Source organism: Pseudovibrio denitrificans JCM 12308, assembly GCF_001310815.1.
In the GTDB taxonomy this organism is placed as follows: Bacteria; Pseudomonadota; Alphaproteobacteria; order Rhizobiales; family Stappiaceae; genus Pseudovibrio; species Pseudovibrio denitrificans.
In genome coordinates, this window is record NZ_BAZK01000010.1 from 58,919 (window position 1) to 73,092 (window position 14,174).

Below are 14,174 nucleotides of genomic sequence, written 5' to 3' on the forward strand. Positions count from 1 at the left end.
ATCAGATTGGTTGCTTTCTGCTCCACCTTGCAAAAGCTTGATTGGACCAACCGTGAGCTTCAAGGGTCAATCAGCAACCACCTCAGATTAGAGTACTTATCTGCGATAGCATAGCGTTGGTAACACTACCCCTCCCCCCCTCGCGACATTTGCGCGCGTTTGGGTGGGGTTGGTGGGGTGTATGTAAAATACCTCAAATATATCAAAATTTTAGAAAACTCGTGCGTTTGGGGGCTGGGTTTGGTAGGTGGATTGAAATCTTAGGGCTTCGCGGTACACTTCGGGGCGCATCCAACAAACAATAATAAAGCCCGCAAATGGCACTTATTCTTCATCTGCTGCAGCAAATGTGTGTGTATTTGGTGATCGTTTACATGGTCAGCAAAACGCCGCTGTTTAAGATCTTCACTGAAGACGCTCCTCGCCTACCCCACAAGGTTCTCATCTATCTTGTGTTCTCCGGCTTTTGCGTGATTGCAACAACGTTTGGTGAGCAGGTTGATGGTGCCATTGCCAATACGCGTGCCATGGGTGCTGTTTTGGGAGGCCTGTTGGGAGGGCCTGTTACGGGCTTTCTGATTGGGCTCACTGGTGGTTTGCATCGTTACGGGTTTGGCGGATTTACAGATCTTGCCTGCGCCATCTCCACGACCTCCGAAGGTTTGCTGGCTGGCATGACGGCCTTTTACCTGCGCACGCATAACAAGCGTGCTTTGTTGTTCCGTCCGATGTTTGTATTCGGGCTCACCTTTGTGGCTGAGGTCGTGCAGATGCTGATCATCCTGATTGTAGCACGCCCATTTGATCAGGCTTTGGCGCTTGTGGAACAGATTGCTCCGCCTATGTTGCTCGTGAACTCTCTTGGCGCGGCCTTCTTCATGAGCATTGTGCGTGATCAGAAGACCATGTTCGACAAGCTGTCCTCAGCGTTTTCAAGCCAGGCACTGAAGATTGCGGAGCGATGTGTTGGCGTGCTGGCAAAGGGACTTAATGAAGTCTCTGGCAGCAAAGTTGCGCAGATCGTCAAGGACGAGACCAATGTGGGTGCAGTGGCCATTACAGACCGGACCAAACTGCTCGCCTTTATCGGGATCGGATCTGACCATCACAAACCGGGAACGGAGATATCCTCCCGTCTTACACTGGATGCTATTGAACAGAACAAGGTGATGTATGCGGATGGGGTTGAAGAGCCTTATGGTTGTTCCCTCTCGCCAACCTGTAAGTTGGGCTCGTGCCTTGTTATTCCGCTGCACAGCGATACGGAAGTGATTGGAACGATCAAGCTCTATGAGCAGAAGAACAAACTATTCCTGAACATCAACCGCACACTAGGCGAAGGGATCGCCAAGTTGCTGTCCAATCAGATCCTTTATGGAGAACTGGAAGAGAAGCAGAGCCTTTTGACCCGTGCTGAGCTGAAGCTTTTGCAGGCACAGGTGAACCCGCATTTCCTGTTCAACACGCTCAACACGATTGCGATCATCACCAAACGAGATGCAGAGAAAGCACGTGAGCTGCTGTTGCAACTCTCCAAGTTTCTGCGCATCAACCTGAAGCGTACCTCGGGCCTTGTCACTTTGGGCGAAGAGCTGGATCATGTGGATGCTTATCTGGCGATTGAGAAAGCGCGCTTTCCTGACAAGCTAGCAGTTGAGGTGGACGTTCCCACCGAACTGCTATCCCTCAAAATCCCTGCATTCACTCTTCAGCCACTTATTGAGAACGCCATCAAGCATGGCATTTCACAGAGCGTTGAAGGTGGCCGTGTTCGCATCAGCGGTGCTTTGCTTGATGGACAGGTGGAGCTGCAGGTAGAAGATGACGCCGGGCTTTACATTCCACCCAAAAATCGCGAAGGGCTGGGCGTGACCTTGGTTGATAAACGCCTGAAAAAGCAATGGGGTAAGGAGTTTGGTCTGCACATTGAATGGGAAGAAGAGGCATTTACCAGGGTTTCCATCCATCTTCCCGCACCTGTTCTGGAGGCAGCCCAATGATTAGTTGTCTGATTGTTGATGATGAACCATATGCACGCGAAGAACTGAAAGACTTGCTTTCCAAAGCCGATGACATTGAGGTTACGGGCGAATGCAGCAATGCTATTGATGCGCTCGGTTTCATCAACAAACACAAGCCCCAACTGGTGTTTCTGGACATTCAGATGCCGCGGATCTCCGGCATGGAAATGATTGGCATGCTAGACCCGGAAACGATGCCGCGCATTGTCTTCTCCACGGCCTATGACGAGTATGCAATCAAAGCTTTTGAGCATCATGCTTTTGATTATCTGCTGAAACCCATCGAAGAAGAACGGCTGGCCAAAACACTAGGCCGTGTACGTTCTGATCTGCGCCCGCAGTTGATGGAAGAGATTATCCCGCAGGAGCTGCAGCACCTGCCTTGCTATCTGGGTAACAAGCTCAAAGTTGTTCCGGTTCATGCTGTTGAGTATGTCTTTAGCGACTTGTCCGGCATCCATGTGGCGACCGCTGAGTGTTATGTGCATACCCATCTGACTTTGAAAGTGTTGGAGCAGCGAACCTCTCTGGCTCGTTGTCACCGCCAGTACCTTGTCTCGCCGGATGCAATCTCCGAAATCGCACTGCAAGAGACCGGAGCAGAAGTGGTAACGCACAGCGGAACCAAGATCCCCGTTTCACGCCGTTACCTTAAGAGCCTGAAACAACATTTCGGATATTCATGAGTGCGTATATACACTTAGCCTAAGCTTCAGTTCAATTTTGTGTGAAGCTTTTGCATTCCAGTTAACCGCTTATTTGTCTTAAATGCCGCTCACCCGGCCTCTGCAGCCGCTTAGCTGAAACCTCAGCATCTGCCCCTTGAAACCAGTCTAATCGCCCCCAGAGATTTGTGGAGGAAGAAAGATGTCCTGGTTTCTCTTAAGTATTGGCCTGCTGTTTGGCGGCTATTTTATTTATGGTATGTTTGTCGAGAAGGTTTTCGGGATTAAGCCGTCTCGCCAGACACCTGCCCACGCACATACCGACGGTGTCGATTATGTGCCTATGTCCACCAAGAAAGTCTATCTGGTTCAACTGCTGAACATTGCAGGTGTTGGCCCAATCTTCGGCCCGATCCTTGGTGCACTTTATGGTCCGGCTGCGATGCTCTGGATCGTTTGCGGCTGCATCTTTGCAGGTGCCGTACACGATTACTTCTCCGGCATGCTGTCTGTGCGCAACAAAGGGCAGTCTGTTCCTAACCTTGCCGGTAAGTACCTCGGCAACGGTGCAAAACACTTCATGAACATTTTTGCGATTGTTCTGTTGCTGCTTGTTGGTGTTGTGTTCGTGTCTGCTCCAGCTGGTCTGCTGGGTCGCCTGACCGGCCTTGACGTCACCATCTTCTTGGTTTGCATCTTCGCTTACTATCTGGTGGCAACCATCGTTCCAGTCGACAAGATCATCGGTCGCTTCTATCCGTTCTTCGGCGCGTTGTTGCTGTTCATGTCCATCGGCCTGACTGTTGCTCTAATGGTTTCCAGCGAGCATTCCATGCTACCGGGCGTTGAAGCTGGAGACTTCTTCCAGAACCTGAACCCGAATGACATGCCGCTGTGGCCAGCTCTGTTCATCACCATTGCCTGTGGTGCAATCTCCGGATTCCACGCCACACAGTCTCCTCTGATGGCGCGCTGCATGGAAAACGAGCAAAACGGTCGCTTCGTATTCTACGGTGCCATGATTGGTGAAGGTGTTATTGCAATCATCTGGTGTGCGATTGCGCTTTCCTTCTTCGGTGGTGTTGAAGGCCTTGCTGAAGGCATGGGCGGCAACCCTGCAAACCTCGTGTATGAGGCTTCTAACGGGCTTCTGGGTGCGTTTGGTGGTTTCCTCGCCGTGCTGGGTGTGATTGTCCTGCCGATTACTTCCGGTGATACCGCATTCCGCTCAGCTCGTCTGATCCTTGCAGAGCTGTTCAACATGCCTCAGACAAAACTGCCTAAGCGCCTGATGCTGGCTCTGCCATTGTTCGTTGGCGGCGCTATTCTCACTCAGGTCGACTTCGGTGTGATCTGGCGTTACTTCGGCGTTGCCAACCAGGCGACCGCAGCTCTGATGCTGTGGACCGCAGCTGCTTACCTGCTGCGCCACAACAAGCTGCACTGGATCTGCACCATTCCGGCAACCTTCATGACCACCGTAGTCGTGACGTTCATTCTGAACTCCAGCAAGCTTGGCTTCGGTCTGCCAATGACGGTTTCCACCATCGGCGGCATCATCACCGCCCTGCTGGTTGCCTCCGCTGTCTGGATGAAGGTGAAAGGCAAGGTCGTCGATCACGAAGACGTGCTTGAGCCTGGCGAGTAACTCCCCTCCTCTCGCCCAAGCCACAATACAGCGCAAAGATCCCAGTCTTTGCGCTGTTTTTGTTGTGTTCTGTTTAAATCACTAGGAACTACAGGTTAGCAAATCAACCTTTAGTACGCTGCGAACTTATTAGCTCTTAGCAACAGAATCTTGTATTTCTTCCAAGCTATAACTTGCTGACACTTCAATCTGATTTTCAGAGGTAAGCACGATGCAAGGTTTGCCTTATTGCATTGTGCTTTTTGCTTTGAGACACCCGTGGTTTTGCGTAACTGCGGGTGTTTTCTTTTACCCACCAAAACCAAAATAACTTCAAAATCGAAGATAACAGAGAAATCTTGCGGGCCTTAACCTATTGAATCTAATAGGCATCGCTCTGCCTGCGACAAGATTGTCAGACAATATTGATTTTTCTCAAGACTTAAAGTGCATTTTATGTAATAGTCGATTGTAGGACAATCGACGGAGTACATTATGATAAAGGCACTACGCCTTAATGCTGCAGACAATGTTGCAACCCTGCTGGAAGATGCCGGCAAGGGCGAGACAGTTCTGGTGATCTCCGAACAGAACGAAAGCCTGGGAGAGCTGGAACTTCTGCAAGCTATTCCCTTTGGCAACAAAGTCGCGCTGCGCCCCATGAAACCAGAGGATCATCTGATTAAAGGTGGCGTCGCAGTCGGCAAGGCGATCAAGCCTGTCCCACAAGGACAACTTGCTCACGTTCAAAATATTCGAAGCTTAAATCTGGATATTCCAGAGGTGATGATCAACGAAATCATCGCCCAAATGGGAATTGAGGTGGACTGATGCAGACATTCAGAGGCTATCAGCGAGCAGATGGGTCTGTCGGCATCCGCAACCTCATCATGATTATCGCAGCAGATGAATGCGCTGAGGGCATCGCCCGCGCAATCTCCGAGAAGACGCCCGGTAGTGTTGTCGTTACCAACTACAATACCTGCATGTATGGTGGCAACGAAGAGATGATTGGCACCATGATCAACGCAGCAACCAACCCAAACATCGCCGGGGCGCTGGTGATTAACATGGGTTGCGGCAGCATCGCTCCTGATCTGGTGGCTGGGCCAATCCGCGCTACCGGGCGTCCAGTGGAGACCCTGACTTGCATTAAAGAGAGCGGCACCGTTTCAACCATTCGCGAAGGGCTGAAGCGCATTGCTGCGATTGTCGATCACGCAAATGCAACCGAGATGGTGGATGCCCCGATCAGCAAGCTGTTCGTCGGCATCAAGTGCGGTGGCTCAGACACGAGCTCTGGCATTGCTTCTAACCCAAGTGTCGGTCTTGCAGCAGACAAGCTGATCGACATGGGCGCTTCTGCTGTTGCCGGTGAACTTCTGGAACTGCTGGGCTGTGAGCACATTCTCAAAGAGCGTGCAGTGACACCAGAAGTTTTTGAGAAGATTGAGCAACTGATCAGTGATGAAGAGAAGCGCTGGCATGTGGAAGGCACTCAGGTTGAAACCATGAGTGTTGGCAATAGCATCGGCGGTTTGACAACCATCGAAGAGAAATCCCTAGGCGCTCTTGCAAAAACTGGTTCCAAGCCAATTCAGGACATCTTGCGCATCAATGCCAAGAAGCTGGAAAAGCCTGAGGTGCCAGGCATGTACCTGTCTGAAACTACAATGCTTTGTGGTGGTTCAGCGATGCACTTTGCAGCACTTGGCTGTCAGGTGATCCTTTGGACCACAGGTGGGGCTGGCTTTAACAATCCAATCGTTCCTGTCATCCGCGTGAGTGGTAATAGTCAGCTGATCAATGAAGACATCGACATTGATGCAACCGGCATCATGCGCGGTGAAGACAGCCTCGAGAATGTCTCAGAAGAAATCCTGAAAACACTTGCTGGCGTGATCAACGGCGAAAAGACAGCCATTGAAGACTTTGGCTACGCCTACTGCTCGCTCATTCAGAAAGATCAGCGCGTCGAGCGGCTGCTTTCAATCCCCGCAGAATAATCAAAACAACGCGCAGGCCTTTGCCAAAAGAGCTAGCGCATCAGGGAGAACAAAATGAAGATCACTGATGTTGAGGTCATCCATCTTCGTATTCCGTTGCTCGCACAAAACTGCGAGTGGGGCGAAGATGCACTGATCGTACGCATCCACACAGACACAGGTCTTGTGGGGCTTGGGGAGTCAGACAGCTCGCCATCCGTGATTGCAGCACTCATTGAAGCCCCGCAGTCCAACTTGTACTGCACTGGTCTCAAGTCCCTGCTGATTGGCGAAAATCCATTGGAAATCAGCCGCTTGTGGAACAAGATGTACTGGTCCAGCAACTATGTTGGCCGTCGCGGGGCTGGCATTCATGCCATGAGCGCTATCGATATTGCACTGTGGGACATCGCCGCCAAGCATTATGGTGTGCCACTGCATATTCTGCTGGGAGCGAAGTACCGTGACCGTATTCCGGCTTACGGGACTTTCATCCCAGCAGATAACCCTGAAGATAACCGCAAGATCGCTCAGGATCTGGTGGCGAAGGGCTTCACCAGTCTGAAGTTCGGTGGTGGTGTTCTGGGTGATGATCCAGATGTCGATTATGAAATCGTTCGCGTGGTACGCGAAGCCATCGGGCCGGATATTGAGCTGCAGATTGATCTAGCCACCAAGTGGCGCACAGCTTCTCACGCTTTGCAGATGTGCAAGCGTCTGGAACCATTCAACCTGCATTGGATTGAAGAACCTGTCATGGCGGATGACGAGCGTGGTTACGTAAAGCTCGGACGTCAGGCTTCTCAAAAAATCGCAGGTGGTGAAGCTTTGACCACTTGCCGCGAGTTCCACGACATGCTGGAGCGCTGTGAGCCAGACATCATCCAACCAGACATCACGCGCTGCGGTGGCATCACCGAGATGCGCAAGATTTATGACATGGCGCAGATGCGCGGTGTCCAACTCATTCCTCATGGGTTCAGCACAGACATTTTGCTCGCCGCTTCTGTGCATTTCCTTGCCTCATGTGAGCATGGAAACCTGATGGAATACTCCCAGAGCAATAGCCCGCTGGTGGCGGGTAACGGGCTGGCCAAAGAGCCAGTGGTCTTCGCTGAGGGGCAGCTTGTTGTTCCTGATCGCCCAGGCCTTGGGATCGAGCTGAACGAAGACCTAATCAAAAAATATCAAGTGAACGCCCAACCGGCTTACGCTTGAAGATGGAGGAAAAACAAATGTCTAACACTGGGAAAAGATTAGACACCTTTCTACTTTCGATAAGTCTGAGCTTTGTCGTTGCTATTGTTGCAGGCCTAACCGTCTTCCCTGATAAGGGCAACGAAATCGCCAACTATCTATTCAGCACATTCAACACGATCTTTGGCACGCCAGTGCTGGTGCTTGTGTTTGGATCTGTCATCTTTCTTGCTGCACTTGGCCTGAGCAAGTACGGCAACATCCGTCTGGGCGAAGGCAAACCAGAATACAGCACGTTCGCCTGGGTCTCCATGATGATCTGTGCGGGTTTGGGTTCCGCGACCGTCTACTGGGCATTCACAGAATGGGCATACTACTTCAACGCCCCTCCTCTGGGTGTTCAGACAGGTACAACAGCAGCTTATGAGCTGGGTACCGCATACAACCTGTTCCACTGGGGCTTCAGTGCCTGGGCAGCTTACTGCATCGTATCTCTGCCAGTGGCTTACCACTTCCACGTTCGTAAGAACCTGGCCTCAGCCTTTCCGCTGTTTGTACTGCTATCCGTGGCAACAAGCCGATCACTCCGCTTTGGCGTGCAATCAGCCGCGTGATTGACGTGATCTTCATCTTCACCATCTTCGGTGCACTTTCCATCACCCTTGGTGTATCCGTGCCGATGGTTTCCGAGATCCTGTCTTCTCTGATCGGCATTGAGCCAACCTTCAACGTGAACCTGGTTCTGATCCTGATTATCTCTGCGTTCTTCTCTCTGAGCTCTTACGTGGGTATTCAGAAGGGTATGGCGCGTATCAGCTCCATGAACACTTACCTGGCAATCGGCTTCTGTATTGCTGTGTTCCTGATCGGCCCAACCATGTTCATCGCAAAGTCTACCGTGAATGGTCTTGGCATAATGCTGCAGGACTTCGTGCGTATGAGCCTTTACACCGATCCGGTTGAAAACGGTGGTTTCCCAGAAGGTTGGACTATTTTCTACTGGCTCTACTGGATCACCTACACTCCATTCGTATCCATCTTCGTGACCAAGATCTCCAAGGGACGTAGCATCCGTGGTGTCATCACGAACATGCTGCTGAGCGGTAGTGCAGGTTGCTTCTTCTTCTTCGGCATCCTTGGCGGTCTGTCTCAGTCTGCAAATGTGAACGGTCTTGTTGATGTTGCAGGTCTCGTAGCTTCCGGTGAAGGCAACCAGGCGATCGTTCAGGTTATGAACTCACTGCCATTCAGCGCGATCTTCATCGTTCTGTTCGCATTGGTTTCCGTTCTCTTCCTGGCAACCACTCTGGACTCTGCTGCATTCACCATGGCTGCAACTTCTACAAAGGGTCTGAAAGAAAACGAAGAGCCATCTCCAATGCTGCGCCTGTTCTGGTGTGTGATGCTGGCTGCTGTTCCACTTGCGATGATGTTCATTGATGCCCCACTGAACACCATTAAAACATGTGCCATCGTAACCTCTATCCCACTGATGTTTATCATCGGCTATATGGTTTACGGATTTATCAAGTGGATGCGTGAGGACTTCGCTTTAACAAGTGGCGAAGACATTCTCCGGCAGTCCCGCGTAGCAGCCGACGCTGTTCCAGCGGAATAAGCTTCCTCCTCAGGCAAAGCAAAAGGGCGACCTCCGGGCCGCCCTTTTTATTGCTTCAAACATTCCAACAAACGAGTTCAGTCTTCGTCCATCTGTTTGGTGTGTTCATGTTTCAGCTTGTGACCCATTTCTGTGAAGGTGCTGATGTTCTCAATTGCGAGCTTGCGGGCTCTCTCCGGCTCACCTGCACAGATTGCTTCTACCAAACCGATATGAGTGTTCGCGCTATCTTCGATGTCGAAGTCGAAGTGCGTGATGCGGATGTAAATTGAGAGCTGGTTGATCACGCTCTTATACATATGCGCGAGCCGCGCGCTTTCACTGAGTTCGATGATCAATTTATGAAGTTCGAAATCGTAGAAGGTGACTTCGGTGATGGAGACCCCATCCTGCTGACAGATCTCCTTAAAGACATCCAGTTCTTTACGAAGTCGGACAGCTTTTTCAGGCGTGATCGTTTCCGCCGCCATTTGCGCTGCCTGGCTCTCCAGAGCGACGCGCAGATGGTAGATTTCCCAGATATCATGATCGGTGAGCGTGGTAACGCTCCAACCTGCGTATGGCTTCTGTGAGACAAGGCCTTCACTTGCGAGAGTGTTCAACGCCATGCGAACAGTCGTGCGTGAAAGCTCCAGATCCTTGGCAAGCGTACTTTCCGTAAGCTTGTCGCCTGAGACATAATGACCTGCCAAAATCTGCTGCCTCAGAAAATCTGCGGCCTGCTCCTCAAGGCTTTGTTTTGAAATCTTCATTGGAACTCAATCACGTCCGTCGTGTTCACTCTCTGCATTGAGCTGTATCACCATTAGCTTGCTGAATAAATGACGAGTTTGGCACTCCAGATATTTGCTTTGTGATTATTGAAGGAGCTGCGCGATTTAGGTATATTTTGCTCGTGCATTTGCGAAAAGGCAGCGTCGGGTTTCTTTTCTGCTCCGGCAAAGTTTTTAATGACTCTAAACTAGGAATGGTTTATTCTTGAGTTAGAGATGCATATTTTGATTGACGACAGACGCCGGAAGACGCATAGCTAATACTATGAGACTCACTCAACAAACCAACTATGCTGTACGTGCCCTGATGTATTGTGCGGCAAATCCTGACAAGCCAAGCAAAGTTGCCGAGATCGCAGCTTCGTTTTCCATGTCGGAAACCCACCTTTTCAAAATCATGAAGGTGCTCGTTGATGCTGACCTGATGAAAACCATCCGGGGACGCAACGGTGGTATCGTGTTGCCACGTCCTGCTGAACAGATCAGCGTTGGACAGGTAGTGCGTGCAACTGAAGAGTCATTCCTTCTTGCTGAGTGCTTTGACAGTGGCCGTCAGGACTGCCCGCTCGTTAACCACTGTGGCTTCAACTCTGTTCTGCATGAAGCGCTGGAAGCATTCCTTGGTGTGCTCGACAAGTGCACGATTGCGGACCTTGCAGATAACCGCGCGAGCATTCGCCATCTGCTGCAGATTGAAGACCCGCTTCTGCCAAAAAATATGGCCGCAGCTGAATAAGCGCGACCCCATAGACGAGATGATCAGGCAGCGATAACTCGCTGCCTTTTTTGTTATTGCGCTCTGAACACAATTGGGGCTGTTCTCGATACCGTCCCGCTTCTCATCGAAGATGGGAATGATGGGAAAGGAGCTGCTGCTTTCACAGCTTTCAAAGCAGCCTGATCAAAACGCTTGTTTCCGCTTGAACGCGTTAACTTGACCCCTGTCACAGCACCATCACGATGAACAACAAAACTCACACGAACAACACCTGACTTTTTCCGGTTTTTCTCTCGACGCGGATATCTTCGGTCAGCTGCACGCTGAATCTTCTTCTGAACCTTGCCCCAGTAGTTGCTTGTCGCCGCATTACCGGCGCTATCACCAGTGCCGGCAATGTTGTTGCCCTTCTTTGCAGCGCTGGAGCCTTTTCGGGCAACCTTGGAACCGCGAACTGAGTTGACATCCGCATTACCAGCTTTCTTGGCAGGCTCTTTCTTTGCCTTTGTTGGGGCCTTTTTAGCAGTTTTCTTGGGTTTGGTTTTCTGCACTTGCTTTGGGCGGGGCGGTGCTGCGCGTGGAACCGGAACTGTTACTGCTGCAACCTCGGTTTCGACAGGCTTTGCCTCAAGCTCTTTCTTGTCTTCAACTGGTTCAGCAGGTTTCTTTTCAACTGGCTTCAGCTCTTCAGGCTCTGCTTTCTTTGCTTCTTCCAGCTTCTCTGGCTCAGACGGCTTTACCTCATCCGGCTGAACGACCTTTTCAAGCTCTTCCAGCTTTACAGGCTCAACTTCCTTTACCTGCTCTACTGGCTTTGGCTGTTCAAGAGGTTGGATCTTGGCAACTTCGAGAGGCTTTACTTCCTGAACTTCAGCTGGCTGAATTTGTTCTGGCTGCATCTGGCGCTCAAGAGGCTCTAGCTCCTCTTTGGGTTTGATTGGCTCAACCTCAGCCTTAATCGTAACACCTTCTGTAACCGGTACGACCACAGGCTTTACAGCTTGAGGAACAATCGCCTCCACAGGTTGGATTGGCGTGATTTCTGCCTGAGCAACCTCAATTGGCTCTACAGTCTCAACTTCTTTGACTTGCTCAACGGGTGTTTCAGTTTCGAACTCACGCGGTTCGATCTCATCCGGTTGATCTGGCTCGATCGGTTCAACGACCTCTTTCGTACCAGCAATCAGATCCTCAATTGAACCAACAACCGAAAGTGACGTTGATCGCGTAGAAGCAACCTGAACTTCAGGAGCTCGAGCATAGAACCATGCAAAGCCAGCAGCGTGAACGCTCACTGAAACCAGCAAAGCTGTGGTTAGAGCAGAACCGCCGATTTTTCTCCGTATCCCGCGCTTCATTGTGATGCCCTCACAGTGACAAGTGTGACATCAGAGAAGCCTTGCTTCTTAAGTGCTGCGAGAGTTCTTGCCAGCGTTTGGCCGGAGAGTGCTTTATCGGCGACAACCATCAGAGGTTCTTCACTGCCTTCAAACGGGGCCAGATTCTCAACCTGAACTGGCTGCTCGTTTTGGGTCATCGTTCCATCGGGCGCGATGATCAGTGCTCCAGCGATGAGTTCACGACTGGATTGCTCCTGCGTTTCTGCAGGGCTTACGTTTTTTGCATCGTCCCTATCGATAGAACCTGCAAAGAGGAAGAAAATGAGCATCAGAAACACAATATTGATCAAAGGGATCGTGTTCTCCAATGTCCTCTTTTGTGGTTTTGTCTTCAGACGCATTCTTTAAACTTCTTGTTTCGCAATATTCTGAACTCAATTGCCGACAATCGTAGCAGACCAGCCTGCTGTCTTGAGCATCTCGAGCGCACTCACGACATCCTGCACCGTGGAGTCTGTGGCTGGAATAATCGCAACGGGGCGGTTCTTTTCAATGCCAGCTTCTTCAAGCGTTGCGATCAACACTTCGACCTTGACCCGATCACCATTCACCGACAGCTGTCCTTCTGCGAAAACCTGCAGGAGGATAGGAGACTGTTCCATCTGGCCGACCCCTTCGGCGCCTGATGTCACATCCAGCTTCTGATAAATTGAGAATGTGGATGCGAGCATAAAGAACATCAGGAGCAGGAAGATCACATCAATCAGTGACGTGAGACCTGGAGCACGGCTGCGTTTCGGAGCCTCACTAAGGCGCATCGTGGACCACCTCGAAACGTGGCTCTTTGCCTACGTGTTCTACTTCTTCTGTCTGTGTTGCAATTGATGTCACAGCCCCAGTGAAGAGCTCAGTGACGATTTTCTCCATAGCTCCCTGCTCTCGTTCAATGCGGCCTTCAAAGAGGGACAGCATCACAGAGGCCGGGATCGCAACGGCGAGGCCTACAGCAGTCGTCAGAAGTGCGACCCAGATGCCACCGGCCAGAGTAGATGGATCAACCTGAGAACCTGCATCTGCCATTGCCTGGAACGCACCAATCATACCCAATACAGTACCAAACAGGCCGAGTAGCGGTGCGATCTGGGCGATCATATCCAATGCGCGCAAATAGCTGCGAAGGTCTCCCAGATGCGTAAAGCAGATGCGCTCAACGTCCTCGCGCACCTTTTCTTCAGGTACCTGCGGTTTCATAAGACCACGCATCGCGTGTGCCAGAACATCTGAGACTGGAGAGCGGTCAGTCACCACGATCTTGTAGGCCTGATCCCGCTTGCCAACACGCCAGAAAGCAACTGCCTGTTCTGCTTTGCGGTGGCGACCTACACCAGCCACCCAGAACTGCCAAAGCTTTGCGAAAACAATTGTCAGAGCAAGCACACTGATAACCAGCAGCAATCCAACGACGACACCACCTTTTGCAAGCAGATCCATAAACGGACTTACTGCTGCGGTCAGGCCCAGGTTTTCAATCATGGCATTCATTCTGGAATTCTCGTAGTTTTTCTAGTTCAGTTCTGCAGCGGTTCAGAGTGTTAGTTCTATCGCAGCGCGAGAAGATACATTCAATGAGTCTAAGCATCTAGCTGGAGAGACATTTTCCGTTCCCTCACACTGGCTGACGTCATTGATAAGCAGCGAGGAGATCTCTGCACAACTGCTGGATGGAAGGTCGTACTGCTGAACGCGCGTTTTTCCGGAAGGAAGGCGACCCGTCTTCATGCTGAGGAAGTCAGAGATTCCGCCAGTACTATCAAAGACTACCAGATCCAGAGCCAATTGCTTGATCTCATCCTGCAGGTGATTGCGCACAAGAAGGCTTACACGGCATCCGCTTTGTGTGGTCTCAGCTTTGTTCAACTGGAGAGCGATCACCGGATTGCTTGTCGTGTTTGCTGCCTCAACCGCAGTTATCTGCGTTATCCACAAGGGAGCAAGAGCGAGAGAAAACAGCTTAACCAACTTATTCATAGGACCCCAACCCAAAAATTCAAACCTAGTTGCAAATGCAAATCAGTCGCAGATATCAAGGATATCGTGGGCTGGCTGGCTGTTGAGGGAGAGAGAAACAGCTGGCTTGCGCATCGATACTAAACCTGCCCCAGGACGGAATACTGAAGGACGCGATCTCCAGGATTTAACGAGCAGGCATTGCACTTGTAATAAAACATGA

15 protein-coding genes are annotated in these 14,174 nt (G+C 51.0%); 9 read left to right on the forward strand and 6 right to left on the reverse strand.

Annotated elements, in window-relative coordinates; translation table 11 throughout:
* Positions 1–317 precede the first annotated feature (317 nt).
* The 8 genes from JCM12308_RS14725 to JCM12308_RS14755 all read left to right on the forward strand — a co-directional run bounded on the left by JCM12308_RS14725 (position 318) and on the right by JCM12308_RS14755 (position 9,113).
* Entirely contained in the window at positions 318–2,000 is a 1,683-nt protein-coding gene (locus JCM12308_RS14725) for a sensor histidine kinase (RefSeq protein ID WP_054784277.1), read from the forward strand.
* A complete protein-coding gene (gene btsR, locus JCM12308_RS14730) occupies positions 1,997–2,707 on the forward strand; it encodes a two-component system response regulator BtsR (protein WP_054784278.1) in 711 nt (236 codons plus the stop codon). Before JCM12308_RS14725 ends, btsR begins: the two co-directional genes overlap by 4 nt.
* A gap of 181 nt (positions 2,708–2,888) precedes the next feature.
* Complete coding sequence (locus JCM12308_RS14735; protein ID WP_054784279.1) at positions 2,889–4,334, forward strand: carbon starvation CstA family protein; 1,446 nt, start codon at positions 2,889–2,891, stop codon at positions 4,332–4,334.
* A 474-nt stretch (positions 4,335–4,808) separates the two neighbouring features.
* Positions 4,809–5,144, forward strand: coding sequence for an SAF domain-containing protein (locus tag JCM12308_RS14740; RefSeq protein WP_054784280.1), 336 nt, complete (start codon positions 4,809–4,811; stop codon positions 5,142–5,144).
* Positions 5,144–6,319, forward strand: coding sequence for a UxaA family hydrolase (locus JCM12308_RS14745; protein ID WP_014283943.1), 1,176 nt, complete (start codon positions 5,144–5,146; stop codon positions 6,317–6,319). The genes JCM12308_RS14740 and JCM12308_RS14745 overlap by 1 nt, the downstream gene beginning before the upstream one ends.
* A gap of 54 nt (positions 6,320–6,373) precedes the next feature.
* Positions 6,374–7,516: a mandelate racemase/muconate lactonizing enzyme family protein gene (locus JCM12308_RS14750; protein WP_054784281.1), complete on the forward strand. Its 1,143-nt coding sequence runs from the start codon at positions 6,374–6,376 to the stop codon at positions 7,514–7,516.
* Positions 7,517–7,533: 17 nt separating this feature from the next.
* On the forward strand, positions 7,534–8,109 hold the full coding sequence (locus JCM12308_RS32350) for a BCCT family transporter (protein ID WP_208978605.1): 576 nt from the start codon (positions 7,534–7,536) through the stop codon (positions 8,107–8,109).
* Entirely contained in the window at positions 8,076–9,113 is a 1,038-nt protein-coding gene (locus tag JCM12308_RS14755; RefSeq protein ID WP_280138388.1) for a BCCT family transporter, read from the forward strand. Before JCM12308_RS32350 ends, JCM12308_RS14755 begins: the two co-directional genes overlap by 34 nt.
* A gap of 77 nt (positions 9,114–9,190) precedes the next feature.
* Here JCM12308_RS14755 and JCM12308_RS14760 read toward each other — a convergent pair whose 3' ends face one another.
* The gene (locus JCM12308_RS14760) at positions 9,191–9,865 is read right to left on the reverse strand and encodes a GntR family transcriptional regulator (RefSeq protein WP_054784282.1); all 675 of its coding nucleotides are present in this window, start codon (positions 9,863–9,865) and stop codon (positions 9,191–9,193) included.
* A gap of 286 nt (positions 9,866–10,151) precedes the next feature.
* Here JCM12308_RS14760 and rirA point away from each other — a divergent pair, with 286 nt between their 5' ends.
* Entirely contained in the window at positions 10,152–10,622 is a 471-nt protein-coding gene (gene rirA, locus JCM12308_RS14765) for an iron-responsive transcriptional regulator RirA (protein ID WP_037038081.1), read from the forward strand.
* A gap of 53 nt (positions 10,623–10,675) precedes the next feature.
* Here the strand turns inward: rirA and JCM12308_RS14770 are convergent, their stop codons facing one another.
* Genes JCM12308_RS14770 through JCM12308_RS14790 form a run of 5 tightly spaced genes read right to left on the reverse strand, consistent with a single transcriptional unit; the run spans position 10,676 to position 13,972 of the window.
* Positions 10,676–11,962, reverse strand: a complete 1,287-nt coding sequence (locus JCM12308_RS14770) for a TonB family protein (RefSeq protein WP_054784283.1) — start codon at positions 11,960–11,962, stop codon at positions 10,676–10,678.
* Positions 11,959–12,345, reverse strand: coding sequence for an ExbD/TolR family protein (locus JCM12308_RS14775; protein ID WP_054784284.1), 387 nt, complete (start codon positions 12,343–12,345; stop codon positions 11,959–11,961). The genes JCM12308_RS14770 and JCM12308_RS14775 overlap by 4 nt, the downstream gene beginning before the upstream one ends.
* A 33-nt stretch (positions 12,346–12,378) precedes the next feature.
* A complete protein-coding gene (locus JCM12308_RS14780) occupies positions 12,379–12,762 on the reverse strand; it encodes an ExbD/TolR family protein (protein WP_054784285.1) in 384 nt (127 codons plus the stop codon).
* A complete protein-coding gene (locus JCM12308_RS14785; RefSeq protein ID WP_208609117.1) occupies positions 12,752–13,477 on the reverse strand; it encodes a MotA/TolQ/ExbB proton channel family protein in 726 nt (241 codons plus the stop codon). Before JCM12308_RS14785 ends, JCM12308_RS14780 begins: the two co-directional genes overlap by 11 nt.
* A 51-nt stretch (positions 13,478–13,528) precedes the next feature.
* Positions 13,529–13,972, reverse strand: a complete 444-nt coding sequence (locus JCM12308_RS14790; RefSeq protein WP_054784287.1) for a hypothetical protein — start codon at positions 13,970–13,972, stop codon at positions 13,529–13,531.
* Positions 13,973–14,174: the final 202 nt, after the last annotated feature.